The organism is Streptomyces angustmyceticus (genome assembly GCF_019933235.1).
Taxonomy (GTDB): domain Bacteria; phylum Actinomycetota; class Actinomycetes; order Streptomycetales; family Streptomycetaceae; genus Streptomyces; species Streptomyces angustmyceticus.
This window is the reverse complement of sequence record NZ_CP082945.1, coordinates 4623654-4650432: the sequence shown is the minus strand read 5'-3', so window position 1 is coordinate 4650432 and position 26779 is coordinate 4623654. Positions and strand designations below refer to the sequence as shown.

General features: G+C 73.5%; 21 protein-coding genes. 11 read left to right on the top strand and 10 right to left on the bottom strand.

Going from position 1 to position 26779, the window contains the following annotated elements; all coding sequences use genetic code 11:
* Positions 1-40: 40 nt before the first annotated feature.
* Together K7396_RS20955 and K7396_RS20950 are read left to right on the top strand one after the other, a co-directional pair.
* Positions 41-1702 carry a class I adenylate-forming enzyme family protein gene (locus tag K7396_RS20955; RefSeq protein ID WP_152105136.1) on the top strand — a complete coding sequence of 554 codons (1662 nt, stop codon included), beginning with the start codon at positions 41-43 and terminating at the stop codon, positions 1700-1702.
* A 145-nt stretch (positions 1703-1847) separates the two neighbouring features.
* Positions 1848-2438 carry a TIGR03086 family metal-binding protein gene (locus K7396_RS20950; protein ID WP_086721728.1) on the top strand — a complete coding sequence of 197 codons (591 nt, stop codon included), beginning with the start codon at positions 1848-1850 and terminating at the stop codon, positions 2436-2438.
* 13 nt (positions 2439-2451) lie between these two features.
* Here the strand turns inward: K7396_RS20950 and K7396_RS20945 are convergent, their stop codons facing one another.
* Positions 2452-4140, bottom strand: a complete 1689-nt coding sequence (locus tag K7396_RS20945; protein WP_152105137.1) for a FadD3 family acyl-CoA ligase — start codon at positions 4138-4140, stop codon at positions 2452-2454.
* Positions 4141-4246: 106 nt separating this feature from the next.
* Between K7396_RS20945 and K7396_RS20940 the strand changes: the two genes are divergently transcribed.
* The 3 genes from K7396_RS20940 to K7396_RS20930 all read left to right on the top strand — a co-directional run bounded on the left by K7396_RS20940 (position 4247) and on the right by K7396_RS20930 (position 6798).
* Positions 4247-5398, top strand: coding sequence for a lipid-transfer protein (locus K7396_RS20940; RefSeq protein ID WP_086720502.1), 1152 nt, complete (start codon positions 4247-4249; stop codon positions 5396-5398).
* 126 nt (positions 5399-5524) lie between these two features.
* Positions 5525-6007 (top strand): Zn-ribbon domain-containing OB-fold protein, encoded by a 483-nt coding sequence (locus tag K7396_RS20935; RefSeq protein ID WP_086720506.1) that lies wholly within the window; start codon positions 5525-5527, stop codon positions 6005-6007.
* Positions 6004-6798: an enoyl-CoA hydratase/isomerase family protein gene (locus K7396_RS20930; protein ID WP_086720503.1), complete on the top strand. Its 795-nt coding sequence runs from the start codon at positions 6004-6006 to the stop codon at positions 6796-6798. The genes K7396_RS20935 and K7396_RS20930 overlap by 4 nt, the downstream gene beginning before the upstream one ends.
* Before the next feature lie 3 nt (positions 6799-6801).
* Here the strand turns inward: K7396_RS20930 and K7396_RS20925 are convergent, their stop codons facing one another.
* Positions 6802-7350 (bottom strand): hypothetical protein, encoded by a 549-nt coding sequence (locus K7396_RS20925; RefSeq protein WP_086720504.1) that lies wholly within the window; start codon positions 7348-7350, stop codon positions 6802-6804.
* A gap of 200 nt (positions 7351-7550) precedes the next feature.
* Between K7396_RS20925 and K7396_RS35990 the strand changes: the two genes are divergently transcribed.
* Positions 7551-8549, top strand: coding sequence for a hypothetical protein (locus tag K7396_RS35990; protein WP_152105138.1), 999 nt, complete (start codon positions 7551-7553; stop codon positions 8547-8549).
* Between the two features lie 97 nt (positions 8550-8646).
* Here K7396_RS35990 and K7396_RS20915 read toward each other — a convergent pair whose 3' ends face one another.
* Positions 8647-11361, bottom strand: a complete 2715-nt coding sequence (locus tag K7396_RS20915; protein WP_455430841.1) for a protein kinase domain-containing protein — start codon at positions 11359-11361, stop codon at positions 8647-8649.
* 887 nt (positions 11362-12248) lie between these two features.
* On the opposite strand from K7396_RS20915, the gene K7396_RS20910 reads away from it, so the two are divergent.
* Positions 12249-12896: a TetR family transcriptional regulator gene (locus K7396_RS20910; RefSeq protein WP_086719994.1), complete on the top strand. Its 648-nt coding sequence runs from the start codon at positions 12249-12251 to the stop codon at positions 12894-12896.
* Positions 12897-13121: 225 nt separating this feature from the next.
* On the opposite strand, the gene K7396_RS20905 is transcribed toward K7396_RS20910, so the two are convergent.
* The 3 genes from K7396_RS20905 to K7396_RS20895 form a co-directional block, all read right to left on the bottom strand.
* Positions 13122-13589, bottom strand: coding sequence for a nitroreductase family deazaflavin-dependent oxidoreductase (locus tag K7396_RS20905; RefSeq protein WP_086719996.1), 468 nt, complete (start codon positions 13587-13589; stop codon positions 13122-13124).
* Between the two features lie 2 nt (positions 13590-13591).
* The gene (locus K7396_RS20900) at positions 13592-15082 is read right to left on the bottom strand and encodes an acyl-CoA dehydrogenase family protein (protein WP_152105140.1); all 1491 of its coding nucleotides are present in this window, start codon (positions 15080-15082) and stop codon (positions 13592-13594) included.
* Between the two features lie 210 nt (positions 15083-15292).
* On the bottom strand, positions 15293-15796 hold the full coding sequence (locus K7396_RS20895) for a dirigent protein (RefSeq protein WP_086721873.1): 504 nt from the start codon (positions 15794-15796) through the stop codon (positions 15293-15295).
* Between the two features lie 809 nt (positions 15797-16605).
* On the opposite strand from K7396_RS20895, the gene K7396_RS20890 reads away from it, so the two are divergent.
* Positions 16606-17790 carry a thiolase C-terminal domain-containing protein gene (locus tag K7396_RS20890; RefSeq protein ID WP_152105141.1) on the top strand — a complete coding sequence of 395 codons (1185 nt, stop codon included), beginning with the start codon at positions 16606-16608 and terminating at the stop codon, positions 17788-17790.
* Between the two features lie 148 nt (positions 17791-17938).
* Here K7396_RS20890 and K7396_RS20885 read toward each other — a convergent pair whose 3' ends face one another.
* Both K7396_RS20885 and K7396_RS20880 read right to left on the bottom strand, forming a co-directional pair.
* Positions 17939-19090, bottom strand: coding sequence for a macrolide family glycosyltransferase (locus tag K7396_RS20885; protein WP_086720583.1), 1152 nt, complete (start codon positions 19088-19090; stop codon positions 17939-17941).
* Positions 19091-19547: 457 nt separating this feature from the next.
* Positions 19548-20324 (bottom strand): VOC family protein, encoded by a 777-nt coding sequence (locus tag K7396_RS20880; protein ID WP_086720582.1) that lies wholly within the window; start codon positions 20322-20324, stop codon positions 19548-19550.
* Positions 20325-20665: 341 nt separating this feature from the next.
* Between K7396_RS20880 and K7396_RS20875 the strand changes: the two genes are divergently transcribed.
* Positions 20666-22162: an FAD-dependent monooxygenase gene (locus K7396_RS20875; RefSeq protein WP_086720581.1), complete on the top strand. Its 1497-nt coding sequence runs from the start codon at positions 20666-20668 to the stop codon at positions 22160-22162.
* Between the two features lies 1 nt (position 22163).
* On the top strand, positions 22164-22910 hold the full coding sequence (locus tag K7396_RS20870) for a pyridoxine/pyridoxamine 5'-phosphate oxidase (protein ID WP_086720580.1): 747 nt from the start codon (positions 22164-22166) through the stop codon (positions 22908-22910).
* A 70-nt stretch (positions 22911-22980) separates the two neighbouring features.
* On the opposite strand, the gene K7396_RS20865 is transcribed toward K7396_RS20870, so the two are convergent.
* Both K7396_RS20865 and K7396_RS20860 read right to left on the bottom strand, forming a co-directional pair.
* Positions 22981-23469, bottom strand: a complete 489-nt coding sequence (locus K7396_RS20865) for a GNAT family N-acetyltransferase (RefSeq protein WP_086720585.1) — start codon at positions 23467-23469, stop codon at positions 22981-22983.
* A gap of 213 nt (positions 23470-23682) precedes the next feature.
* On the bottom strand, positions 23683-24144 hold the full coding sequence (locus K7396_RS20860) for a Zn-ribbon domain-containing OB-fold protein (protein WP_373866974.1): 462 nt from the start codon (positions 24142-24144) through the stop codon (positions 23683-23685).
* 352 nt (positions 24145-24496) lie between these two features.
* On the opposite strand from K7396_RS20860, the gene K7396_RS20855 reads away from it, so the two are divergent.
* A complete protein-coding gene (locus K7396_RS20855; protein ID WP_086721532.1) occupies positions 24497-26752 on the top strand; it encodes an acetate--CoA ligase family protein in 2256 nt (751 codons plus the stop codon).
* Positions 26753-26779: the final 27 nt, after the last annotated feature.

The following is a 26779-nucleotide window of genomic DNA, read 5'->3' as shown; positions in this document are numbered from 1 at the left end:
GTGCTACAGTCACGCCACCCGCGACCCGCGAGGAGGCGCCGTGTTCGAACTCGCCCGTATCCACACGCTCTGGGAACTGGTCGAGTACCGCGCGCGGGTCTCGCGCGGGGCGCCGATGTTCTACGACGGGGACGGGCGGAGCGTCACCTTCGACGGGGTGCGCGATCAGGCGCTGCGGGTGGCGGCCGGGTTCCGGGAGCTGGGGATCGGGGCGGGGAGCCGGGTGGCCTGGCAGTTGCCGACGCGGATCGAGACCGTGGTGGCCTCCCTGGCGCTGGCCAGGCTCGGGGCCGTACAGACTCCGGTCATACCGCTCCACCGGGAGCGCGAGGTCGGCTTCATCCTGGCGGAGTCGGCGGCGGAGTTCGTGCTCGTACCGGGCGAGTGGCGGGGGTTCGACCACGCCGCGATGGTGCGCAAGCTCGCCGGGGACGGGGTGCGGGTGGTCTCGGTGGCGGGCGGGCTGCCGGAGGGGGATCCGGGGGCGCTGCCGGCCGCGACGGCCGGAGCGGGCCGAGCGGCCGGAGCAGGCGGGGGGAACGGGCCCGGCGCGGGGCGCGGGCCCCGCGCGAGGGCCGGTGCCGGCGAGGGCCGGCGCGCGGAGGGCGAGCACGGAGGGGACGCCGGGCGCACCACCTGGATCTACTACACCTCGGGGACCACCGCCTCCCCCAAGGGCGTCGAGCACACCGACGCCACCCTCCTCGCCGGCGGCATCGGGCTGGCCACCGCGCTCGGCATGTCCGCGGACGACATCGGCTCGATCGCCTTCCCCTACGCGCATATCGCCGGGCCCGACTACGTCATCGCCATGCTGGTCAGCGGGTTCCCCGCGGTCGTCCTGGACGCCTTCGAGCCGGGCCGGGCGGCCGAGGTCTACCGGCGGCACGGCGTGACCATGGCCGGCGGCAGCACCGCCTTCTACCAGGCGTTTCTCGATGAGTCGCGGCGCCGGCGGGAGCGCGGTCCGCAGGCCGGGCCCCTGATCCCCTCGCTGCGTCTGCTGTCCGGCGGCGGGGCGCCGATGCCTCCGGAGCTGTACGCGGCCGCCGGGCGGGAGCTGGAGTGCGCGATCGTCCACGGGTACGGCATGACCGAATGCCCGATGATCACGATGGGCACCCCGTACGACAACGAAGAGCAGCTGTCGCGGACGGTCGGCAGGCCGGTGGTGGGCGCGGAGATCCGGATCGCCCGGCCGGACGGGAGCGAGGCCGCAGCCGGGGAGTCCGGTGAGGTGACGCTGAAGGGCCCGATGCTCTTCCGGCAGTACACGGACCCGGCGCTGACCCGGGAGGCGTTCACCGCCGACGGCTCCTTCCGCACCGGTGACCTGGGGTATCTGCGTCCCGACGGGCATCTGGTGCTGACCGGGCGGCTCAAGGACATCATCATCCGCAAGGGCGAGAACATCTCCGCGCAGGAGATCGAGGACCTGGTGCACACCCATCCGGCGGTGGCCCAGGCCGCGGTGATCGGGCTGCCGGACCGGGAGCGCGGCGAGCGGGTGTGCGTGGTGGTCACGCCCGCCGATCCGGCCGCGCCGCCGCTGACCCTGGAGGGGCTGACCGCGCATCTGCGGGCGGCCGGGCTGATGACGCAGAAGCTTCCCGAGCAGCTGGAGACCGTCGGCGAGCTGCCGCGCGGCGGGCCGCTGAACAAGGTGCTCAAGACGGTGCTGCGGGAGCGGTATACGGAGTAGCCGGGGGCGCCACGGCGGTGTGGCGATGAGTTCCGGGGCCCGGCGACGTCTTCACTGGGAGCGTCACCGGAGGGCGGGCCCTGCGGTGACGGACCCGGCAGGACGCCCCGGCCGCATGCGCCGGCAGGACGGAAGGACCCGGACGATGACCGACACGATCGACTTCACGGCGCAGGCCCGGCTGGTGTCGCGGCTGGCGGCGCGGACCGCCGACGAGCAGCTCGGCGCCCCCACCCCCTGCGAGTCCTACGCGGTGCGCCATCTGCTCGGCCACCTCGTCGGGCTGTCCGCGGCGTTCCAGCACACGGCGCGCAAGGACCTGGGGCCGATGACCAGCGTCCCGCCGGACGCGTCGGTGCCGGACGTCGCGCCCGGCTGGCGGGACGAACTGGCCCGGAACCTCGACGCGATGGCCGGGGCCTGGCACGATCCGGCGGCCTGGGAGGGCGAGACCCAGGCGGGCGGGGTGACCCTGCCCGCCGCCCTCGCGGGCCGGTTCGCCCTGAACGAGCTGGTGCTGCACGGCTGGGACCTGGCGCGCGCCACCGGCCAGGAGTACGCCCCGGACGCGACCGGCCTCGGGGTGTCGTACGCCCTGCTCGCGCCGATGGCCGAGAGCCCGGAGCGCGTACCGGTCTTCGGCCCGCCCGTGGCGGTGGCCGCGGACGCCCCGCTCCTCGACCAGGTGGTGGCCCTCAGCGGCCGCCGGCCCGACTGGGCGCCGCCGGGGGCGTGAGGGCCGGGCCCGGTCACGCCGGCGCCGGCCCCGGGTTGCCGTTCCGCAGCAGGGTCTTGAGGATCTTGCCGCTGGCGTTGCGCGGGAGCGCGGGGACGAAGGCGACCTCGCGCGGGACCTTGTAGTTGGCCATCTCCCGGCGGGACCAGGCGATCAGGTCGTCGGCGGTGAGCTGGGAGCCGGCGCGGCGGACCGCGTAGGCCTTGCCGACCTCGCCGAGGCGGGGGTCGGGTATGCCGACGACGGCGACCTCGGCGATGTCCGGGTGGCGGCCGAGGAGTTGCTCTATTTCGGCGGGATAGGCGTTGAAGCCGCCGACGATGAACATGTCCTTGATGCGGTCGGTGATCCGGAGGTTGCCCGCCGCGTCGAGGACCCCCACATCGCCGGTGCGCAGCCAGCCGTCGGGGGTGAGCACGCGGGCGGTGGCGGCCGGGTCCTCGAAGTAGCCCGCCATCACGTGGTAGCCGCGGACGTGCACCTCGCCGGGGTCGCCGGGCGGCGCCGGGCGGCCGACGGCGTCGACGACCCGGACCTCGGTGCCGGGGATGGCCCGGCCCGAGGTCGTGGCGATGACCTCGGGCGGATCGCCGCGGCGGCACATCGTGACCACACCGGAGCTCTCCGAGAGGCCGTACGCCGTCAGCACGGTGGCGATCCGCAGCTCGCTGCGCAGCCGCTCGACCAGCTCCAGGGGGACCACGGCGGCGCCGGTGACCACCACGCGCAGCGCGGAGAGGTCGTGCAGGGCGCGGGCGGGGTGGTCGAGGAGCTGTTGGTGCAGGGTGGGCGGGCCGGGGAGGACGGAGACCCGTTCGGCGGCGATGTTGGCGAGCGCGGTCTCCACGCCGAAGACCGGCTGCGGGATCATCGTCGCGCCGCGCAGCAGGCAGGCGATGATGCCGGCCTTGTAGCCGAAGGTGTGGAAGAACGGGTTGACGATCAGATAGCGGTCGCCCTCCCGGAGGCCGGCCAGTTCGCTCCACACGTCGTAGGCGCGCAGGGTCTGGGCATGGGTGATCACCGCACCCTTGGGGCGGCCGGTGGTGCCGGAGGTGAAGACGATGTCGGAGGGGGCGTCGGGGTGCAGGGCGTCGGCCCGCTCGCGGACCGTTTCGGGGGAGACCGCGGCGCCGCCGGCGAGGAACTCCTGCCAGGTGGTGAAGTCGGCGGGGGCGTCCTCGGCGAGCACCACGACCTTCTCCAGCCGCGGCAGTCCGGGCAGCGGGCCGCGGCCCGTGCCCTCCTGGGCGGCGCGGCGGAGCGAGGCGACGTAGGAGGTGCCGAGGAAGGTGCCGGTGACGAAGAGCAGCCTGGCGCGGGTGCGGCGCAGGACGTAGGCGGCCTCGGTGCCCTTGAAGCGGGTGTTGACGGGGACGAGGACGGCACCGGCGGTGACGGCCCCGAGGGCGGAGACGATCCAGTCGAGGGTGTTGGGCGCCCAGACGGCGACGCGGTCGCCGGGCTCGACCCCGGCGGCGACGCAGGCGGCCGCGGCCCGGGACACCCGCTCGCCGAGCTCGGCGTACGACACCCGGGTGCGGCCCTCGACCACGGCCTCCCGGGAGGCGTACCGCCGGGCGGCCGCACGCACCAGCCGGGGGATGACGCCGTACTCCAGATCCGCCCGCGTCTCCTGCTCCCCCGGCGCCGCCGGCTCCCCCGCCGCCGGATCCGCCCGCGTCTCCAGGTCGTCACGCATCGCGTCGCCTCCCGCCGAAGAGCCCCTGCGCCACTAGCTGACTGTCCGTCAGATTAGCGGTAGCCTCCTCCGCTGTCAGCACTGACGACCGACCGCGGAGGTGGCGATGGGGCCGACCCTCAAGGACGCTACGGCGATAGCCGGCATCGGACAGACCCCGTTCGCCAAGCGACTCCCCGCCTCCGAGAAGGCGCTGGCCTGCCAGGCGATCGTCGCGGCACTGGACGACGCCGGGATCGCCGCCTCGGAGGTGGACGCCTTCGCCTCCTACACCATGGAGGAGACCGACGAGGTCGAGATAGCCAAGGCCATCGGCGCCGGGGACGTCACCCACTTCTCCAAGGTCGGCTACGGCGGCGGCGGTTCCTGCGCGACGGTGGCCCACCTGGCGGCCGCCATCGCCACCGGCCAGGCGAGCGTCGGCGTCGCCTGGCGGTCGCGCAAGCGCGGTTCGGGACCGCGCCCCTGGAAGAACACGCAGGTCCAGCTGCCGACCCCGGGACAGTGGACCCGGCCCTTCGGGCTGCTGCGCCCCGCCGACGAGATCGGCATGCTCGCCCGCCGCTACATGCACGAATACGGCGCCACCCGCGACCACCTCTTCAACGTCGCGCTCGCCTGCCGCAACCGCGCCAACCAGAACCCGGCCGCGATCATGTACGAACGCCCGCTGACCCGCGAGATGTACATGACCGCCCGCTGGATCAGCGAGCCGCTCTGCCTCTTCGACAACTGCCTGGAGACCGACGGCGCGCTGGCCTGTGTCGTGGTCAGTGCCGAGCGGGCCCGCGACTGCCGGCAGCGGCCCGTCTACGTCCACTCCGCCGCCCAGGGCCTGCCCGCCCAGCACCACGGCATGGTCAACTACTGGAACGACGACCCGCTCACCGGCCCCGCCTGGACCGCCGCCCGCCACCTGTGGAAGGGCGCCGACCTCGGACCGCAGGACGTCGACGTGGCGCAGATCTATGACGCGTTCACCCCCCTGATCCCCCTCTCCCTGGAGGGCTACGGCTTCTGCGGGCGCGGCGAGGGCGCGGCCTTCACCGAGGGCGGCGCGCTGGAGATCGGCGGCCGGCTGCCCCTCAACACCGGCGGCGGCGGCCTCTCCGAGGCGTACGTCCACGGATTCAACCTGATCAACGAAGGCGTCAGGCAACTGCGCGGCACCAGCACCGCGCAGGTCCCCGACGCCGCCACCTGCCTGGTCACCGCGGGCGAGGGCGTCCCCACCTCGGCCCTGCTGCTGAGGAGTTGACACGCCATGAGCGCCCGTGAAGCCGTCGAGTCCACCGTCCCCGCCCCCTCCGCCGAGCCGGATCAACCGGCCGCGTCCGCCGCGCCGGCCCCCTCGGCCCCGTCCGCCGAGTCCGTACGCGATGCCATGTCCCCGATCGTGACACCCACCACTGACAACCGGCCCGACAGCGGCGCCGACCTGCTGTTTCCCGTCCCCGACGACGACGGCGCGCCCTTCTGGGAGTACACCGCCCGGGGCGAACTGCGCATCCAGACCTGCTCCGGCTGCGACGCACTGCGCTTCCCGCCCCGGCCCTGCTGTCCGCACTGCCAGTCGTTCGCCGCACACTGGCAGCGGATGAGCGGCCGCGGCCGCATCTGGTCCTACGTCGTCCCGCACCCGCCGCTGCTGCCCGCGTACGCCGCCCTGCCGGGCTACAACGCGATCGTCGTGGAGCTGGCCGACGCCCCGCACATCCGCCTCGTCGGCAACCTCGTCGCCGCCGCCGACGCCCCCCTCAACTCCGTCGAACCGGCGCGGCTGCGCATCGGCGCCCCGGTCAAAGCCGCCTTCCACACCCTGCCGGGAGGCGTGACCGTACCCCGCTGGCTCCTGGAGCGCCCATGACGGTCCGCACGGAGGTCGCGGACGGGGTCGCCCTGGTCACCCTCGACCGGCCCGAGCGGCACAACGCCATCGACCTGGACACCGCCGGCCGACTCGCCGCCACCTGGCGGTCGTTCCGCTTCGACGACGCCGTACGGGCCGTGGTCCTCACCGGCGCCGGCGGCCGCGCCTTCTGCACCGGCGTCGACCGCGACGCCGACGTCCCCCAGCCGTCCTCGCCCTACTCCCTCGACGACCCGCTGCTCCGTATCGGCCCGAAGGCCAACGACCTGTGGAAGCCGGTGATCGCCGCCGTCGACGGCATGGCCTGCGGCGGCGCCTTCTATCTCCTGGGCGAGGCCGAGTTCCTCATCGCCTCCGAGAACGCCACCTTCTTCGACCCGCACACCACCTACGGGATGGTCAGCGCGTACGAGTCCATCCTCATGGCGCAGCGGATGCCCCTGGGGGAGATCGCCCGGATGACCCTGATGGGGACCGCGGAGCGGCTGGGCGCGGCCCGCGCGTACGAGATCGGGCTGGTCTCCGAGCTGACCCCGCCCGGCGCCGCGGCCGAGGTGGCGCTGCGCCGCGCCGCCGTGCTCGCCGCTCAGCCGACCGCACCGGTCCAGGGCACCGTACGCGCCCTGTGGGCGGCCAAGGAGGCGGCCCGGGCCCCGGCCCTGGCCCACGCCCCCCACCTGATCGCCCTGGGCAACCTGCCCCCGGACGACCAGGCCCGGCTGTTCGCCGCCCGCCGGCGCGACGGCGGCGGGAAGGGCGGCCGGGAGGACCGGCCACCGGTCAGATGACCCTCACATCCGGGTCTTGTGCGCCCGGGTGATCTGGCAGGTGTACCAGAACTGCCCGATGGAGGACTGGTTGACGGTGTACTTGGCGGTGTACGTCTCGGTGTCCCCGGGGCCGACGATGACCGAGCGCTCGTGCAGCCCGTACGCCTTGCCGTCGGCCGGCTTGGCCTTCATCCAGTTGACGGCCATGTCGTAGGAGAACGAGTCGGTCGTCGACGGATTGGTGATCGAGACCGTGTAGGTGAACTGGCGCAGCGCATCGGAGAAGTCGCAGTTGCTGCCGCTGACGTCCGAGCGCCCGTCCGGGTCGTAGGTCTCCTGGGTCGGCGAGGGCGAGTAGGTGGGCTCGTACGCCGAGGACGGGTCGCTCGACGCGTCGTAACCGCTGCTCGACGAGGGACTCGGAAGGTACACCGGCACCTTGACCCGTGGCCGGGCGAAGGCACAGCCACCGACCGTGGCGACCGTGGCCAGCGCCAGTCCCGTCGCCACCACTGCCCTGATCCCCCGGCGGCCGCCCTCAAGGCCGTCCGGGCATGCGCGCTGCATCATTCTGCTGTCCGTCCCCCGTGAAAAAACCTGAACCCCGCCAGCCCCTGGCTTGACGCGTGCACGGCACCCTAGCAAGGCCCGGTGACACCCCGTACGGGCACCGGCAACGCGGGCGGGCGTACTTCTCTCGCGGGCGCCGGAGGTCCGGCGTAGCGTCGGTCACGGAGGACGACCGGACAACTCGAAGCGAGGCGACGCCCGTGGTGCGCAACGTTCTCGGGTCGCTGATCGCCCTCGCCGGAGCGGCGGCCGCCGTATGGAGCCCCTTCCGTCCCTGGTACGACGGCCGTCGCGGCCGCGACATCCGGATCGAAGACCTCTTCAACGGCATCACCCCCACCAGCGCCGCGCTCTTCGGCTCCGTGCTCCTTCCGATGGCCTTCGCGGCCCTGCTGACCCTGATCGGTGTGGCCCTGCGCTCCCGGGCGCTGATCACCGTCGCGGGCCTGGTGGTGCTCGGCTTCACGATCCTGTGGATGGTCCGCCAGGGCCAGGCCACCAGCGAACTGACGGCCGGCGCCCGCGGTCTCGGGATCGGCGTGGCCAGTGCCCTGGGCGGCGGCGCGCTGCTGCTGCTCGGTGCCCTGATCATGCGAGGCCGGGGCCGCCGGGTCTACGACCGCGGCCTGGACGACCGGCAGTACGAAGACGGCCGCTACGGCCCCACCGCGCACGACGACCGCTACGACCGGCGCGCGCCGCACGACCCGTACGCGCCCTACCCGCCGGGGACGCCCGAGCCCTGGGACGCGGGCCGCCCGGGGGGCGAGGAGTGGAACCCCGAGCCGTACCCGACCGGCCCCGGTCCGGGCGGCCCGGCGGCGCCCGGCGGACACGGCCACGGCGCCCACGGCCCGCGGGAGGACACCCCCACCGCTCCCCTGCCGGTCACCCCGCCGCCACCCGCCCCACCGCAGCAAGAACAGCAACAGCAGGCTCAGCCGACGCAACAGCCTCAGCGGCCTCAACAACCGCGGCAGCCCCAGCAGTCACCACCACCGCCGCCGCCGCCATCACAGACGAAGCCGGCGCATCAACAGCCCCCCACCCCTCCGGTGGAGTGGGCCAGGGAACACCGGCAACCGCCGCCTTCGCAGCCCGGCGAGCCCGGCCGGACCGGACAGCCCGGCCACCCCGACCAGCCCGGACAGCCCGGCCGCCCCGAAGGCACCGAACCGCCCCCCGACGACCGGCAGTAGACGACCACGCGGACACGGCGCACGCCCTCTGACGCACGGCTCTCGGCACACGCCCTCTGGCGCACGCCCCCGCCCCGCCACGACCGGCGTCAGCGGCTCACGGCCACCGCGCCCTCCGCACCCGGGCCCGCATCATGTCCGCCGCGCCAGCCCCGTCCCCTTGGCCGCGTCCAGCGCGTACACACAGCGGTCCTTGCTGCAGGCGTACACCACGCCGCCGACCGCCACCGGTGAACCGGTGATCTCGCCGCCGGTCTCCAGCTTCCAGCGCAGTTGGCCGCCCATCGCGTCGAGCGTGTAGAGGCAGTGGTCGGCCGAGCCGAAGTGCACCCGGCCCTCCGCGACGACCGGTGCGCCGACGACCTCGGCGCCGGCCTGGAACCGCCAGCGCGGGGTGCCGGTCACCGCGTCCAGGGTGTAGAGCGCCTTGCCGCTGCCCAGGTGGACGGCGCCGTGGGCGACTCAGCACCGGTTCGGTGGACTGCCGCGCCTCGGTGGCGATCCGCCAGCGGTCGCGGCCGTCCGCCGCGTCCAGGGCGTAGACCGTGCCGAGGTAGTCCGCCAGATAGACCCCGCCGCCGGTGACGGCCGGGCCGGGGGCGAAGGCGGGCGGGCTCAGGAACACGGCGGGCGCCTCGAAGTGCCAGCGCACATCGCCGCGGGCGATGTCGATCGCCAGCACCCGGGTGCCGGCCACGACGTAGACCGCGCCGTCCGAACCGGGCACCAGCCGCACCGGCACCCCGCCGCAGGACGCGGCGTCGCCGACCGGGTACGACCAGCGCTCGGCGCCGGTCCGGGCCTCCAGCGCCTTCAGCCGTGCGTCGGCCCAGACGAAGACCGTGCCGTCGTGCACCACGGGTGCGGCCTCGGCGGTCTCGAAGTCGGTCTGGACGCCGCCGGTCTCCCACAGCAGTTCGCCGGTGGCCGCCTCCCACGCCTGGACGCCGCCGCCCCGGGTGCTGGTGACGACGGTCCCGCGGTCCACCCGGAGGGCGTAGACCCACCCCTCGGTGTGCAGCCGCCAGCGCTCGGTGCCGTCGCCGGCGTCCAGCGCGTACAGGCTCGGGCCGTCCGAGGCATGGATCCGGCCGTCCGCGACCGCCATCGCCCAGGCGACGTCACGGGTCTTGAACTTGCGGCGCCCGCTGGCCACATCGAGCGCGTGCACCTCGAAGGACGTGACGTACAGCAGGTCGTCGGCGACGGCGGGGGTGCCCCACACGTCGTTCGACATCCGGAAGCGCCAGGGGCGCCAGCGGCCCGGCTCGGCGGGCGGGGCCTCGGGCGGAGGGGGCGCGGCGGCCTCGCCGCGGGCCGGGCCCTCGCCGGCACCACCGGCCGGGCCCTGCGGCGGTACACCGGTCGCGGGTCCGGCACCGGGCGGCCGTACCCAGTTGGTCGCGGCACCGGCCTGCCCGCGCGGCTGCGGCCCGGGGGCGTCGGCGCGCGGTCCCGGCCCTATGGGGGCGGCCGAGCCACCGAGGCGTACGGGACCGGCGGCGCCGTCGCCGGTGACGGCCGGCGGGGCGGTGGAGAGTGCGGCGGCGGGGGACGGCGAGGTGGTGGGCGGCGCCGCGGAGACCGGGGTCGCGCGGGCCGTCGCGGCGTCCGGGCCGAGCGCCGCGGGCTGCGGCATCGGGCCGGGGTGGCCCGCACGCGGGTCGGTGCCGCGGTGGGCGCCGGGGCCCGCGCCGACATGGCCGGGCCAGCCGGTCTCCGCGGCCGCCGGTGCGTTCTCCGGCCGCGGCGGCGCCTGGGCGGGCCGCGGGGGCGCCGCGGGCGGGGCCGGCGGCGCGGCGGGCGCCTGACGGGCGGCGCCGCGCCCGGAGCCGGCCCGCTGGCCGCCGTTCGCCACGGTGGAGCGGCCGCCGCGGCGGCCTTCGATGAGCGCGACCGCGCCGGCCGGCAGCCAGGCGGAGGCGGTGCCGCTGTCGTCGCTGCCGGAGCCGAAGAGGTGCGGCGCGAGCTGGGACTGCAGATCGGCGGGGGACGGCCGCTGGCCGGCCTCCATCTGCATACAGGACTCCAGGAGCGGACGCAGTTCGTCCGGCAGCCCGGTCAGGTCGGGGCCCTCGCGCAGCAGCATGAAGACGGTCTCGACGGGGTTGGCGCCATGGAACGGCGCGTGGCCGGTGGCGGCGAAGACCAGCGTCGAGCCGAGGGAGAAGACATCGCTGGCGCCCGTCACGCTGCGCGAGTCACGGGCCTGCTCGGGCGACATGTAGGCGGGCGTGCCCACGGCGACGTTGGTCATCGTCAGCCGGGTGTTGGACACCCCGGAGGCGATACCGAAGTCGATCACCCGGGGGCCGTCCTCGACGACCAGCACGTTCGACGGCTTCAGGTCGCGGTGCACCAGGCCCGCGCCGTGGATGGACTGCAGCGCCTCGGCGATCCCGGCCGCCAGCCACCGCACCGCCTGGGCCGGGAGCGGCCCGCACTCATTGACTATTTCCTCGAGGGAAGGCGCGGGGACATAGGCCGTCGCGAGCCAGGGCACCGCCGCGCGCGGATCGGCGTCCACCACCGCGGCCGTGTAGAAGCCGCTGACCGCACGGGCCGCCTCGACCTCGCGTGTGAAACGGACCCGGAACAGCTGGTCCTCGGCGAGCTCGGTGCGCACCGTCTTGATCGCCACGCGCCGGCCGGACGCGGAACGCGCCAGATAGACCAGTCCCATGCCGCCGGCCCCGAGACGGCCGAGCACCTCGAACGGGCCGATCCGCCGGGGATCGTGCTGCGTCAGCTGCGTCAGCTGCTCCACCACTTGCCTGCCACCTCCCCGTGGGGCGTAAAAGAGACTCTCCATGGCCACGAACCGACGAGAGCCACTGCCCCGTGCAGCGTCTCCCCGCCTGCGGCGAGGACTGTCGAAACGGCCGTACGCGTGCTGATTGTTCCTGGCCGGGCCGACGGTTGCGAACCCGGGGCCTGTCCGCCGTGTCACGGCATGCCCGCCGTGACCCGCACCGGGACCGTTACCCGACGTAACCCAACCCCGCCTGACGTGCTGCGATACGTCCCTTGACGGGCGATTGCCGAGCGGGTTACCAGCGGGTTGCCCACCCGCCGGGCGCGACACCGCCCGAAATACGGACGCTCACCACTTTGTTTGACGGCGTCGCGGAGGCGGCGGTTCACACCCTCGGACGTCCGGCGGCCGCGGTGGCCGAAACCATGCCGTCCCTCCGGCTGTGCTCACCCATCCCCCACCGGTCATGCCGCCCCCGTCGTCGCTCGTGACCCCACGGCCCAATTCTGCGCGTTCGAAGGTCATTTCGGCGCCAGGACGCCTGGCGTGGCGCCGTCCCGGACATCGGGGCAGGCCGGAGCGCCGGCCGCGACGGCGGCCAGATGTCCAAGCTAGCGCCGCTTCGTGCGATTTGCCCGGCGGGTATTCGTACGCACGGTCGATTACCGCGAGGTATGCGGAACGTGGCGACGGCGGGGCGGATGTTCAACTGACGGCCATCGCGGCGCACTTGCGGCACGGACGGTGACCACTTATCCACCAAAGTTGTCCACAGCCTGTTGATAACACTCTTCACCGGATCGGACCAATCGGTCGCCCGCGACCGTGCCCCTCGGGCGGCTCCGCCGCCGGCACGCTCACGGGGGTCTCGCACCCCGAACTCCCCCATCCCCATTTGCAGGCAGCCAAATCGCGCTCCGATCACCCCTCGGTAAGCTGACGGCATGACAGGACAAGTTCGAACCGTCGACGGCAGAGTTGCCGGCCGCCGCGGACAGGCGACGCGGCAAAAGCTTCTCGACTGCCTCAGCGAAATGCTCAGTTCGTCCCCCTATCGGGACGTCAAGGTCATCGATGTAGCCCGAAAAGCGGGGACTTCACCCGCAACGTTCTATCAGTACTTCCCGGACGTCGAGGGCGCCGTCCTCGAAATCGCCGAGGAGATGGCCAAAGAAGGCGCCACTCTGACCGATCTTGTCGCCGGACGCTCCTGGGTGGGCAAGTCCGCCTGGCAGGCGGCGGAGGATCTGGTCGAGGGCTTCCTCTCCTTCTGGCGGAAGCACGACGCGATTCTGCGCGTGATCGACCTGGGTGCCGCCGAAGGCGACAAGCGGTTCTACAAGATCCGCATGAAGATCCTTAATGCCGTCACCAACTCCCTTACCGATTCGATCAAGGAACTGCAGAGCAAGGGCAAGGTCGACAAGGACGTGAGTGCGCCCGCGATGGCGGGTTCGCTCGTCGCGATGCTGGCGGCGGTCGCCGGGCACCAGAAGGGCTTCCAGAGCTGGGGCGTCAAACAGGCCGAGCTCAAGCCGAATCTGGCGCTGCTGGTGCACCTCGGCATCACCGGCAAGAAGCCGACCAAATAACGAAGCAGCCGAAAAGCTCCCGGGGAAGCGGCCCGAGAAGCAGCCGCACCTCGAAAGTCCCGGATTTCCCCGGGCGGTTCGCCATCGATCCCGTATCCGTCCTGCCATAGCTGTACCGCACACACAGCGGGCGCCGCGCGGCCCCTCAAGGGTTCGCCGCGGCGCCCGCTGTGTGCCCGGCGGACCGCACGGGCCAGGGCGAAGCCCCGCTCCCGGCCGGCCGGCTCACCGCCGCTCCAGCCGGAACAGCCGGATCTCCCGCGCCACCCGCGCCTGATACGCGGCGTACGGCGGCCAGAACTCCAGCGCCGCCCGCCAGGCCAGCGCCCGTTCCTCGCCGGTGAGCAGCCGGGCCCGCACCGGGATGTCCCGGCCGCGCCAACTCACCTCGGCCTCCGGGTTCTTCAGCAGGTTGCCGGTCCACGCCGGATGCCCCGGCCGCCCGAAGTTGCTGCCCACCAGCAGCCAGCCGCCCTCCTTCTCCGGCACGCACGCCAGCGGAGTACGCCGCGGCAGCCCGCTCCTGGCCCCGGTCGCGGTCAGCACCACACCCGGCAGCATCCGCGCGCTGAGCAGCACCTTTCCCCGGGTCAGCCGGTGCACGGCACGGTCCAGCGCGGGAACGACGTGCGGCGCGATCCGGGCGAACGCACGGGTCGCGGAGACCTTCTGCACCAAGCGCTCCCCCGACAGCCTCACGCCTCGACCGCCTCTGCGGCCCGGCCCCTTTCAGGCGCCTCGCCGACCCCTGGGGGCGCGGGTGCCGCTTGGTGACCGTCCGCACCACGGCTGTCGCCGGGCCCTCGGCCTCCGCCGGCTCCTCCGCCTCCGCCGGTCTCACGTGCCCCGTCCGTGAACAGGCCCGCCTCCTCGGCGGCCCGGGCCCGGAGGCGGTGGGCGGGGCCCAGCAGCAGTTCGTCGCAGGCCGCCCGTTTGAAGTACAGGTGCGCCTCGTGTTCCCAGGTGAAGCCGATGCCGCCGTGCAGCTGCACCGCCTCGGCCGCCACCGCACGCAGCGTCTCCAGCGCCTGCGCCAGCGCGAGCGCCCCCACCCCGGGCTCGGCCGCACCGTACGCGCCCGTGGCGCCCCCGCCCCCGGCCCGGCCGCCGCCCGCCGACCAGGCCGCGTAGTACGCCGCCGAGCGCGCCGCCTGGAGCAGCACATACAGATCGGCGAGCCGGTGCTGCACGGCCTGGAACGACCCGATGGGCCGGCCGAACTGCTCGCGCTGCCGGACGTGGGCGACGGTACGGGCCAGCGCGGCGTCGGCCGCCCCCACCGCCTCGGCGGCCAGCACCGCGGCCGCCGTCACCCCGGTCGCGGCGAGCGCGGCGGCCACCGCCGCCGCGTCCCCGCCCCCGTCCTCGCCTTCCTCCCCCAGCAATTCCGCCGGGACGTCGCGCAGTTCGAGGCGCGCCTGCGGACGGGTCTCGTCCAGCGCCGTCTGCCGGGTGCGCAGCAGACCGGGCACGTCGGCACCGCCGAATGCACCGGCCCCATGGGCCTCCTCCGCCCCCTCCGCCCCTTCTGCCCTTCCGGCGCGCCGGGTGTCCGACGGGGCCGCCGGGCCGGAGGCCGTCGCCCGTACGAGGAAGAGCAGGGTGCGGCCGCGTGCGAACCCTCCGGTGTGCGCGGCCACCACGAGCACGTCGGCGGTGTGGCCGTTCAGCACCTGCCCGGCCTCCCCGTACAGCCGCCAGGTTCCGTCCTGCCGCCGCGCCTGGATTCCGCCGGCCCGGCCGCCGCCCGCCCAGTCGCCGTCGTTCGGCCCGGTCAGCGCCAGGGCGGTGGCCAGCCGCCCGCCCGGTACGACGAGCGTTGCGGTGCGCTCCCCGGTGGCGAGGGCCGGCAGGAGTTCGGCGCGCCGGCGTTCGCCGCCCAGCGCGAGGATCAGCGGCGCGGCCAGCGCGGCGGTGGCGACCAGCGGCGAGGGCAGAACGGCGCGGCCGGTCTCCTCGCAGGCCAGGGCGAGTTCGGTGGGCCCGCAGTCCACTCCCCCGTAGGCGGCGGGCAGGGCCAGGCCCGGCAGGCCGAGCTGGGTGGCGAGCTGCCGCCAGAGGCCCTCGTCGTAGCCGGGTGGGGTGCGTACGGCCGCCTTGACCTCGTCCGGACCACAGCGCTTGAGCAGCAGTGCGCGCAGCGTACGGCGGATTTCCTGCTGCTCCTCGGTGAACGCGGCATCCATCGGCGGGCTCCTCCCGGCCGTGCGACGACGCCCGTCCGGTCCGACGGGCCCCCGCTTCCGATCTGACGGGCCGTCATAGTAGGGACGGGGGTGGCACTTTCCTAGGCCGTTCCCCCGGCTCGTTTCGACGCGGCCGGGCCCGCGGAACCCCAGCGGGCGGCGGACCCGGGAGCGCCCGGATCCGCCGCCCGCGGAGAGTCGTCGGCACCGTCAGAGGGTGAGATGGACCGTGAGGCGCGTTTCCGTGTCGGTCACGTTGACGGCGTGGACGTAGCCGTGGGCCGTGCGGTAGCGGCCGGTGCCTCCGGTGATCGCCAGATCGATGTTTCCGGGGCCGGCCGTGGTGACGGTGAACCGGCCCTGCACGGTGATCTGCCCTTGGGAGAGGGCCAGGTCCGCCGCGCACTGCAGGTCGAACTGGTCGGTGGGGACGAAGCGGGTCAGTGTGCAGATCTCGCTGTACGTGCCGACCGCGGTGCTGCCGCGGAAGAGGTCCCCGCTGAGGACGTATTCGTCACCCAGACTCGGCCCGCCCGATCCGTCCACATCGACGAGACCGCCCTGCGTCTGCTTGGCGACCAGTTGGAGGACCTCCTCTCCCGGGGGATTCGGCCCGCGTCCGGCACCGGCCGCAGCCGATGCCGAGGGCGCACAGAAAAGCAGGGCGGCCAATCCGGTGACCGCACTGAGGGCGAGATGCTTGAAGACGCGCACGATTTCCTCCTGTGGGACTGTAAGGGGAATTCACTTGCCATGTGCCGGGCGAAGTGGAAATTCGCCGGGCGAGGGGGTGGGTAACGAGAAATTGATTCCGGCCCGGTATCGCGCGAACGGCAGGGCGGATTACGGGACGGATGGCCTACGGCGCTGATTGCGGGCCGGCCGGCATAAGGACGTCAGGCGGACGGCAGAGCGAACGCCAGGACGCATGCCGGAGGCGCCATTCCGATGCCGTCCCTCCGGGGTGCCATTACCCCACTCGTACTGTTCACGCATTTCAGCCGGTCATGTGAGCGGGTACGCCGCCGGGGAGCCGAAAACAGCGGCGCCGGAAGGGACACCGCACGCCGAGAACTCGTACTTCTTTCCGGAACCGCACGCCCGGACAGGCGCCGGCAACCGCGATGCGAAAGCGAACATGACACTCCCTGGGACAGGCGGGAACCTCTTGCTCCCGCACACGGAAATGCCTGCTCCACCGCATGGGCAACAGCGAGCAGTCAACCGGCCGAAAGGAAGGCCGGTGAATTACACACAGCGCATGGAGAATACCCGGCCCGGGAAAGCCTGGAAAGACCGTGCCGTTATCTCCGATTCTCCGATAATCACCTCGCGGAGCGTTTGCCGGGACGGCCTTCCGGGGACGGCCGCCCCGGGCCGGCCGTCCCGGCGCTTCGCCCTCCCCGGGGCTCCTCGCCGCCGGGAACCCGTGAGCCGGCCGAGCGTGCGGGCAGGCGGGCAGGCGCGTCCCCGGGCCCTCCGCCCCCTGCCCGCCCCCACATATCTGATGTACCGTCAGATTCATGACCCCAGGCACCCCTTACGGGAATCGCAAGGTCGCCGTCGCCGGAGTGGCCCTGTCCGATTGCGGGCGCGTGGACGACGCCACCCCCTATGCCCTGCACGCCCAGGCCGCGCGCCGGGCACTCGCCGACAGCGGGCTGGACCGTTCGGTGATCGACGGCTTCGCGTCGGCCGGCCTGGGGACCCTCGCGCCCGTCGAAGTCGCCGAGTACCTGGGGCTGCACCCCACCTGGGTCGATTCGACCTCGGTCGGCGGCTCCACCTGGGAAGTCCTGGCCGCGCACGCCGCCGACGCGATCGCCGCGGGCCACGCCAACGCCGTCCTCCTCGTCTACGGCTCCACTGCCCGCGCCGACATCAAGGCCGGGCGCCGCACCGCGAACCTCTCCTTCGGGTCGCGCGGCCCCCTGCAGTTCGAGGTCCCCTACGGGCACACCCTGATCGCCAAATACGCCATGGCCGCCCGCCGCCATATGCACCAATACGGCACCACACTGGAGCAGTTGGCCCAGATAGCCGTCCAGGCACGGGCCAACGCGGCGGCCAACCCGGATGCCATGTACCGCGAGCCGATCACCGTCGACGACGTCCTGTCCGGCCCGGTAATCGCCGACCCGTTCACCAAACTGCACTGCTGCATCCGCTCCGACGGCGGCTGCGCGGTCCTGCTCGTCGCCGAGGACTACGTACCGGACCTCGCCAAGCCGCCGGTATGGGTGCTGGGCTCCGGCACCGCCGTCTCGCACGCCGCCATGTCGGAGTGGGACGACTTCACCGTCTCACCCGCGGCGGTCTCCGGCCGTCTGGCCTTCGAACGCGCCGGTGTCCGCCCCGCCGAGATCGACCTCGCCGAGCTCTACGACGCCTTCACCTATATGACCCTGGTGACGCTGGAGGACCTGGGCTTCTGCGCCAAGGGGGAGGGCGGCGCGTTCGTCGAGAAGGGGCGGCTGCTGCGGGACGGGGAGTTGCCGGTCAACACCGACGGGGGCGGGCTGGCCGCCTGCCATCCCGGTATGCGCGGGCTGTTCCTGCTGGTCGAGGCGGTACGGCAGCTCCGCGGCGAGGCCGGCCCGGACCGCCAGGTGCGCAAAGCCGGCGGCGTGCTGCCCCAGCTCGCGGTCGCCTCGGGCACGGGCGGCTGGTTCTGCTCGTCGGGGACGGTGGTGTTGGGGCGGGGGTGAAGGGGGTGGCGGGGAACAGCCCCTAAGGGCTGCACGGCGGGGAGTGACGGGGCCGAGCCGCGCCGCACCCCGCCACTCCGTGCCTCCCCGGCACACCCCCGTCACTCCCGTCACCCCCGTCACCCTCCGTCGGCCTCGCCCGGGATCATCAGCCCAGCCGCTCCTCGATCAGGTCAGCGGCCCGGCGGGCGCCCCCTGCCGCGCGGGCTTCCGCCCGTAGCGCGGCCGAGCGCGCGGCGACCCGCGGATCGGTGGTGAGTTCCGTCAGGGCGCGGCGCAGGGACCGGGCCGTGGCGTCCGCGGTGTCGAGGCGCCGGGCGACGCCCAGCTCCACCAGCCGGTCTGCGTTGGCGAACTGCTCGGCGCCCTGGGGAACGGCGATCATCGGCACTCCCGTGTAGAGCCCCTCGCTGCTGCCGCCCATCCCGGCATGCGTCACAAACGCGTCCGCCTGCTCCAGCACTGCCAACTGCGGGACCCACGACCGCACTTCGATGTTCGCGGGGATACGGTCCCCCAGCTCCGCCGGGTCGGTGTACCTGCCGATCTGCAGCACCACATGCCACCCCGGCAGGTCCCCGAACGCCGCCACGCACTGCCGGTAGAACTCCGGCTGCCTGGTGAAAGCCGAGCCCAGCGACACCAGCAGCACCTTCTCGGCACCGGCCGGCCGCGTCCAGCCGCCCTGCTCCGCACGGCTGCCCAGGCACGGGCCGACGAAGGTCACCTTGGCGGCATCGACCCGGTCCGCACACGGCTGCATGGCGCGCGGGATCATCGCCAGCGCCCGCCGCGGCCTGCCGGAGAACTCGTCCACGTCGGTGGTGACGGCACCGCACCCGGCCAGCCAGTCGGCGAACCGCGCGCGGTAGGCGTCCGCCCCGGGCAGGGCGGCCAACTGCGCGCCGATCTCCTCCTGCGCACCCTCCCAGCCCACATAGGTCGGGGACAGCTGGACGAGGTCGCGGCCCTGCGCCTCGGCCAGCGCACGGGCGGCGTAGGCGGCGACGTCGTAGAGGTAGAGGTCGGCGGGGTCGTCGTCGTACGCGGCGCGCAACTGCGGCAGTACCGCGATCGCGTCGTCGAGGAAGAGCGAGGCGGCGGCGATGGGGTCCTGCGGCCAGTCGTTGTCGACGACCGGGAGAGTGGAGGTGCAGCGGACGAACTCGGCGCCGGTGGGGGCGATGAGGTCGGCCACGTGGTCGGTGTTCGCGTACGTCACACGATGGCCGCGGGCCACCAGCTCCCGGATGATCTCCAGACTGGGCAGCACATGGCTGACCATGGGCGCGCCGATCATGGCGATATGGGCGGGCGCGGAGACAGCTGGGGCCGGCGAGACGAATGCGACAGCCTGGGTGGACGAGACAGCCGGGGTGGACGAGACGGCCGGGGCGGACAAGACAGCCGGGACAGAGGAACGCATAAGGCTGGGACTTCCTTCGGAACAGAGCGACGGAACGGGACACGGAAACCCGACAGCCCGGGCGGCATCGCGCGACACCGGCGGGGAAAGCCGGCCGCGCCGCGGGCGCGCCTGGGTGCGGGCGGGGCGGTGGAACGCCCTCGGCCGTGTCAGCCGTAGATCTGGTGGAAGTACATGGGGGGAGCGTAAGCGGTCGCCTTGGGGGGCCGCGACGGGTTTTCCGCGGTGGCGGCGGGATGGAGAGGGCCGGGCCGGCGCCTGGGGGCTGTCCGGCGGCCGATGCCCGGGGGGTGTCCGGTGGCCGGTGCCCGGGGTTGTCCGGTGGCCGTGACTAACCGGCCGCCGGTGGGCGGGTGATGACGCTGAAGGACGTTCCGAAGGGGTCGGTGATCGGGGCCATGCGCCCGTAGGGGGCGTCCTCAGGGGTGCCCGCGGTACCTCCCGCGGCGAGGGCGCGGGCCACCGCCTCGTCGGTGTCCGCGACCTCGAACACCGTCTGCCAACGGGACGCGGTGGCCGCCGGATCGCCGAAGACGCCGCCGATCTCATGACCGTCGGGGCGGCGCAGGAAGGTGAAGTCGAAGTCGGGGAGGTCGTCGTTGCCGTCGAGGGTGAAGTCGAAGACGGCGGCGTAGAAGCGGCGGGCGGGGCCGGGGTCCGGGCACGCGAGGTCGTTGCGGACCAGGGTGCAGGGCTCGTTGACCAGTTCGCAGCCCGGCAGCAAACGCCCCTGCCAGAGGCTGAAGCGGGCACCGGTGGGGTCCGCCACGACGGCCGTACGGCCCAGGTCCGCCACGTCCTCGGGCGCCGCGAGCACGCTTCCGCCGTGGACGACGATCTGCTTGGCCGTCCGGTCGCAGTCGTCGGTGGCGACATGGACGTGCCACCAGGACTCGCCCTCGACGTCGGCGGCCGAAACGGGCCGCAGCGCCGCCACCCGCCGGCCCCGCAGCAGACACAGGGTGAAGGGGCCGGTCGCCGCCGACCGCTCCTCGTACTCCCAGCCGAAGAGCGCGCCGTAGAACGTCTTCGCACGGTCGAGGTCGGGGACCCCGAGATCGATCCAGGCCGGCGTTCCGAGCGGCTGGTTGGTACTGATCCTGCTCAACTTCTGCTCCTTCGCGGCGGTGCTGACAAGGGCGACGCTAGTGAGCATCGAGGTCGGGAAGTGTCCTACTTCCCGCCGCCGGGCCCGGCGGGTGTTCACGGCGGCGCGGGGGTGCGTGCGGTGCGTGCGGTGCGGCGGTGCGCCGGGCCGGGCCGGCGTAGGCGCAGGCGCAGGCCAGGCCAGGCCAGGCCAGGCTATTTGAACAAACGTCATAGACAAACGTTTAAGACGCTCGTATAGTCACCGTCACCGGTCAGCGCGTGCACCACGACCGAGCGCCGCGACCACCCCGGCGCAGTCAAGCCGTTCCGGAGCACCACGCACCCGAAGGGAATCCCGCCATGCCCGGCACCGACTCATCGCCCCGCGCCGACTCCTCACCCGGCACCGCCACCCGCCGGACCGTGCTGATCTCCGGCGCGAGCATCGCCGGCCCGGCGCTCGCCCACTGGCTGCACCGCTACGGCTTCGCGGTGACCGTCGTCGAGCGTGCCCCCGCACTGCGGACCGGCGGCTACAAGGTCGACATCCGGGGCGCGGCGATCGAGGTCGCCGACCGGATGGGGATCCTGGAGGACATCCGGCGCGCCAGTACGGACATGCGCGGCGGTGCGTATGTGAACGACGACGGCAAGCGGATCGCCTCCCTCCCCGCCGACATCTTCGGCGCCCGGACCGGCCGGGACGACGAGATCATGCGCGGCGATCTGGCACGCATCCTCTACGAACGCACCCGGGCGGGCGTCGAGTACCTCTTCGGCGACTCGATCGCCTCCCTCATACCCGTCGCCCCGACCGCCGCCGCGGAGCCCGGCGCATCGACCGCGCCGGACGGGTGGCGCGCCGGCGACGATGGCGCCGGCGTCGAGGTCACCTTCGAGCATGCCGCTCCCCGTCGCTTCGACCTCGTCGTCGGCGCGGACGGCCTGCACTCCACCGTCCGGCGGCTGGCCTTCGGCCCCGAGGAGCAGTTCCTGCGGCACCTCGGGGCCTACATCTCCGCCTTCTCCCTGCCGAACGACCTGGGCCTGGACCGCGAGGAGCTGTACCACGCCCAGCCCGGCCGGCTGATCTGCGCCTACCGCTGCGCCGGGGACCCGGCGGCCAAGGGCTGGCTCTCCTTCCGCTCGCCACGGCTGAGCTACGACCACCGCGACCGGGAACCGCAACTGGCCCTGCTGGAGGCCGCGTTCGCGGGGATGGGCACCGACGGGGCCCGCGGCTGGCGGGAGGTCCCACGGCTGCTCGCCGCGGCCCGCGAGGCGGACGACTTCTACTTCGACGGGATGTATCTGATCGAGATGGACCGCTGGTCGCGCGGCCGGGTGGTGCTGCTCGGCGACGCCGCGCACTGCGCCTCGCCCGCGTCGGGCCAGGGCACGGGGATGGCGCTGGTCGGGGCGTACGTCCTGGCCGGGGAGCTGGCGGCGGACGGCCAGGGGCCGGGCGAGGCGTTGCGGCGCTACGAAGCGGAGATGCGCGGCTATGTCGCGGTCAACCACGCGCTGGCACGGAAGTTCGCCCGGGACATGACGGCGGACACCCGCCGCCAGATCCGGTTCCGGCACCTGATGATGCGGATGCTGCCCCACATGCCGTGGAAGAACCTGGTCGCGAAGAAGATCGCCGAGGACGTGCAGCGCGGGGCCAACGCGATCACGCTCAAGGACTATCCGGTGCCGGCGACCCCACTGACCTCAGGGGCGACACGGGCAACGCCGATGTCACCGGCGTCACCGACGCCATCGGCATCACCGACACCATCGGCGTCACCGGCACCGAGCGGGGCGGCAGCCGGCCCCGTCCCCTCCGCCGCAGGTCCCACGTACGCTGCCTGACATGGCTGATCACCCCGGGCACCAGGACACGCCGGATGCCACGCCCACCGGCGCCGCCGCGCCCCCGCACGCGCGCCACTCCGACACCGCGGAGTCCCGCGCGTTCCGTGAGCTGCTGCGCGGGCTGCGGGTCTGGGACGTCGAGCTGCCGTCGTTCGACCCGGCGGCGGCGCCGGACGACCCGCTGCCGCTGTTCCGGCAGTGGCTGCGGGAGGCCGCCGAGGCCGGTGTCCCCGAGCCGCACACCATGACGCTGGCCACGGCCGACGCGTCCGGCGACCCCTCCGTGCGGACCCTGATGCTGCACGACGCCGACGAGCGCGGCTGGCACTTCGCCTCGCACCGCGGCAGCCGTAAGGGCCGCGAACTGGCGGTGCGGCCGCGCGCCGCGCTCGGCTTCTACTGGGCGGCGGTCGGCCGTCAGGTACGGGTCCGGGGGTCGGTGACCGCGGCGGGCCCCGAGGAGAGCGCGGCCGATCTGCACCGTCGTTCCACGGGCGCGCTGGCCGCGGCGCTGGTCGGGCGGCAGAGCGAGGCGCTCGGCTCGACGGCGGAGCTGGCCCGCGCCTCCGACGCCGCGTGGGAGCGGGCCCGGCGCGAGCCGGAGGCCCCGGTGCCGAGCTGGACGCTGTACGTGCTGCGCGCCGAGGAGGTCGAGTTCTTCCAGGGCGATGCGCGGCGGCGCCACGTACGTCTCAACTACCGCTACGAGGGCGAGGGCTGGGCGAAGGAGCTGCTCTGGCCGTGAGCCAGGGGGAGTGATCGTCGGGTCGTCGGCGGCCGGCTCCCCACGCACCCTCACGACTGCCGGTACGTCCTCACAACTGCCGGTACATGATGTGCAGCCCCACATAGCCCTTGGTGGGGTGCCGGAAGCCCTCGGGGAGCGTCGTCATGATCCGGAAACCCAGGGACTCCCAAAGAGCGACGGCGCCGGTGTTGGTCTCCACCACGGCGTTGAACTGCATCGCGCGATAGCCCTCGGCGCGGGCCCAGTCCAGTACGTGTTCGCCCAGGGCCCGGCCGGTGCCGCGGCCGCCGTACTGCGGGTCGACCATGAAGCTCGCACTGGCGATGTGCGCGGCGCCGCCCATGTGGTTGGGGTTCATCTTGGCCGTGCCGAGCACCGTGCCGGACTCGTCGACGGCGACGACCGTGCGGCCCGGCGGCGTCAGCATCCACATCTCGCGGGCCGTCGCCTCATCGAGGTCCCGCGGATAGGTGTAGGTCTCCCCCGCCGCCACGATGGCGTGGAGGAAGGGCCAGATGGCGGGCCAGTCACCCGCGGTCGCCTCACGGATCAACACGACCACAGCATCCCCCGGCACCCGCCGCGACCGCCACCGGAATTCGCCCCGGCCTGCGCAGGGCTAAGAGCCCCGGAGCCACGAAGCGAGGGGCCCAGAGCCTCAGAGCCGCAGAACCGAGGGGCCCCGGAGCATCGGAGCCGCGGGGGCGAGGGGCGAGAGGGCCGGAGGGCGAGGGGCCGAGGCGCTTATGGGGCGAGGCACGGGACGGCGTCACGCGGGCCGGAAGACGGGGATGGCGCCCCCTTCGCCGCCGTCGCCCTCGCCCTCTCCGCCACCGCGGCGGAAGTGCACCACGAGCGGCATGCCGATCCGTAGTTCCGACTCCGGGCAGTCGACGATCTCGGTCATCATCCGGGGGCCTTCGGCGAGGTCGACCACGGCCGCGATGTACGGGACCCGGCCGCCGAACGGCGGGAGGTCGTTACGGTGCACGACGGACCAGGTGTAGAGGGCGGCCCGGCCGCCGGCCTGCTCCCAGCCCACGTCCTCGCTCCAGCAGCGCGGGCAGAACTCGCGCGGGTAGTGATGGGCCACGCCGCACCCCTCCGCACGGCAACGGCGCACCAGCAGCCGCCCCTCGGCCGCCGCGTCCCAGTACGGCCTGGTGAACGCGTCGACCTCCGGCAGATCACCCCGCACCCCGCCCCGCGCCACCCGCGCCCCGGCCCCCAGCGCCCCTTCCGCCCCCACAGCCCCGCCCTTCACGAAACCGCCCCCTCACGTCATCAGCCAACGACGCCGCCGCCGGCCGCCTCATCGCCAACGGGCCGGCCGGGAAGCCGGCGCGGCCCGCCGCACTGCCGCTCCTGCTCCGCTCTCCATCGATCCGTTCTGACGGTACGTCAGTTCTGATGCTCGCGAAACCCGCCACCGCCGCCCGCCGCTTCCGCGCCACCAACCCCGCACGCCCCGGACCGCACAAGCTTTCCCGTGCACGACCATTCCTGACGTGCCGTCAGTTCAGTAATCTGACTATGCGTCAGTTGATGGAACGAGAGGCCTCACACAGGAGCGGGCGTCTGCGATGCTTGGATCGACTCACGGCACCCTCACCACGCACTCCCGGCCGGCCCGCGTCTTGGCCTGTGGGGAGCAACCACCGCACACCGTGCACGGCATCAGTGAACCTCATCCCGGCGACGGCGGACAGGGCGCACGGGCGGTCGACCGCGATGTCAGCGGGCGTCCGCTGCAGGCTCCGGTGCCCGACCTGGAGCGGTTCTTCCGGCCCGAGTCCGTGGCCGTGATCGGGGCCTCGGACAGCGAGGGCCGCCCCAACACGGGCATCACCCGGCAGCTGATCGCCTGGGCGGAGCGGGTCGGCGCCCGGCTCCACCCCGTCAATCCGGGACGCGCCGAGGTCTTCGGGCGCCCTTGTCACGCCACCGTCGCCGACCTGCCGGAGACCGTCGATCTCGCCGTGCTCCTCGTCGGCGACCCGCTGCCCGTCATCGAGCAGCTCGGCGAGGCCAAGGTGAAGTTCGCCGTGGCGTTCGCCTCCGGCTTCGCCGAGACCGGTGAGCGCGGCGCGGCCGCCCAGGCCCGGCTGGCCGAGGTGGTCGAGCGTTCCGGCCTGCGGCTGCTCGGCCCGAACACCAACCTCAACGCCTTCGAGAGGTTCCGCGAGGACCTGGACGGCCCGGCCATCGCCCTGATCACGCAGTCGGGCCACCAGGGCCGCCCCGTCTTCAGCCTCCAGGAACTGGGCATCCGCCTCTCGCACTGGGCCCCCACCGGCAACGAGGCCGATCTGGAGACCGCCGACTTCCTCTCCTACTTCGCCACCCGCCCCGAGGTCGGCGCCATCGCCGCCTATGTGGAGGGCCTCAAGGACGGCCGCAGCTTTCTGCTGGCCGCCGACCGCGCCGCCCGCAACAAGGTGCCCGTCGTCGCCGTGAAGGTCGGACGCACCGAGACCGGCGCCCGGATGGCGCTCTCGCACACCGGCAAGCTCACCGGCGCCGACGGGGTCGTGGACGCGGCGATGCGGCAGTTCGGCGTGATCCGGGTGGACGGGCTGGACGAGCTGCAGGACACCGCGGCCCTGCTGGCCCGCGCCAGGAAGCCCACCGCGGAGGGCGTGGCCGTCTATTCGATCTCCGGCGGCACGGGTGCCCACTTCTCCGACCTGGCGACCGCGGCGGGGCTGCGGCTGCCCACCCTCGGGGACGCCAAGCAGGCCGAGCTGCACCAGTGGATACCGGACTACCTCAGCGTCGCGAACCCCGTCGACAACGGCGGGCACCCGGTCGGCGACTGGCGCGGCCGCAAGATCATCGACGCCCTCCTGGCCGACCCGTCCGTCGGCGTCCTGATCTGCCCGATCACCGGCCCCTTCCCGCCCATGAGCGACAAGCTCGCGCAGGACCTGGTGGACGCGGCGGAGCAGACGGACAAGCTGGTATGTGTGGTGTGGGGCTCGCCGGTCGGCACCGAGGACGCCTACCGCGGCACCCTCCTCGGCTCCTCGCGGGTGGCGACCTTCCGCACCTTCGCCAACTGCATCACCGCCGTACGCGCCTATCTGGACCACCACCGCTTCGTCGCCGGCTACCGCTCCCCCTTCGACGACGCCCCGCGCACCGCGTCCCCCTCCGCGCGCAAGGCACGGGCGCTGATGCGCCCGGGCCAGCCGCTCAGCGAACACGCGGCCAAGCAGCTGCTGCGCGCCTACGGCATCCGGGTCCCGCGCGAACAGCTGGTGACCAGCGCCGCGGCGGCCGTACGGGCGGCGAGCCTGGTCGGCTATCCCGTGGTGATGAAGGCCTCCGGGCCGCAGCTGGCGCACAAGACCGAACTCGGCCTGGTCAAGGTCCAGCTGACCTCGGCCAGCCAGGTCAGGGACGCCTATCGCGAGCTCACCGACATCGCCCGTTACGAGGACGTCCCGCTGGACGGTGTGCTGGTCTGCCAGATGATCGAGCGGGGCGTCGAGATGGTCGTCGGCATCACCCACGACAGCCTCTTCGGACCGACCGTGACCGTGGGGCTCGGCGGGGTGCTCGTGGACGTCCTGCAGGACGTCGCGGTGGGCATTCCGCCCTTCGGCGAGGACCGGGCGCGCGCGATGCTCGCCGAACTCCGCGGCCGCGCCCTGCTGGACGGGGTGCGCGGCGCACCGCCCGCGGACGTCGACGCGCTGGTCGAGGTCGTGCTCAGGGTGCAGCGCATGGCGCTCGAACTCGACGGCGAACTCGCCGAGTTGGACATCAATCCGCTGGTGGTGCTGCCCCGCGGGGAGGGCGCCGTGGCCCTCGACGCGCTGGCCATCTGCCCCTGACCACCCGCGCACCCGTCCACGCACCCG

Excerpts from the sequence above, each read along its gene's own strand:
- K7396_RS20950 (WP_086721728.1), top strand. The coding sequence starts at position 1,848 with ATGACCGACACGATCGACTTCACGGCGCAGGCCCGGCTGGTGTCGCGG.
- K7396_RS20945 (WP_152105137.1), bottom strand. The coding sequence starts at position 4,140 with ATGCGTGACGACCTGGAGACGCGGGCGGATCCGGCGGCGGGGGAGCCG.
- K7396_RS20940 (WP_086720502.1), top strand. The coding sequence starts at position 4,247 with ATGGGGCCGACCCTCAAGGACGCTACGGCGATAGCCGGCATCGGACAG.
- K7396_RS20935 (WP_086720506.1), top strand. The coding sequence starts at position 5,525 with ATGTCCCCGATCGTGACACCCACCACTGACAACCGGCCCGACAGCGGC.
- K7396_RS20930 (WP_086720503.1), top strand. The coding sequence starts at position 6,004 with ATGACGGTCCGCACGGAGGTCGCGGACGGGGTCGCCCTGGTCACCCTC.
- K7396_RS20925 (WP_086720504.1), bottom strand. The coding sequence starts at position 7,350 with ATGATGCAGCGCGCATGCCCGGACGGCCTTGAGGGCGGCCGCCGGGGG.
- K7396_RS20915 (WP_455430841.1), bottom strand. The coding sequence starts at position 11,361 with ATGGAGAGTCTCTTTTACGCCCCACGGGGAGGTGGCAGGCAAGTGGTG.
- K7396_RS20910 (WP_086719994.1), top strand. The coding sequence starts at position 12,249 with ATGACAGGACAAGTTCGAACCGTCGACGGCAGAGTTGCCGGCCGCCGC.
- K7396_RS20900 (WP_152105140.1), bottom strand. The coding sequence starts at position 15,082 with ATGGATGCCGCGTTCACCGAGGAGCAGCAGGAAATCCGCCGTACGCTG.
- K7396_RS20890 (WP_152105141.1), top strand. The coding sequence starts at position 16,606 with ATGACCCCAGGCACCCCTTACGGGAATCGCAAGGTCGCCGTCGCCGGA.
- K7396_RS20885 (WP_086720583.1), bottom strand. The coding sequence starts at position 19,090 with ATGATCGGCGCGCCCATGGTCAGCCATGTGCTGCCCAGTCTGGAGATC.
- K7396_RS20875 (WP_086720581.1), top strand. The coding sequence starts at position 20,666 with ATGCCCGGCACCGACTCATCGCCCCGCGCCGACTCCTCACCCGGCACC.
- K7396_RS20870 (WP_086720580.1), top strand. The coding sequence starts at position 22,164 with ATGGCTGATCACCCCGGGCACCAGGACACGCCGGATGCCACGCCCACC.
- K7396_RS20855 (WP_086721532.1), top strand. The coding sequence starts at position 24,497 with ATGCTTGGATCGACTCACGGCACCCTCACCACGCACTCCCGGCCGGCC.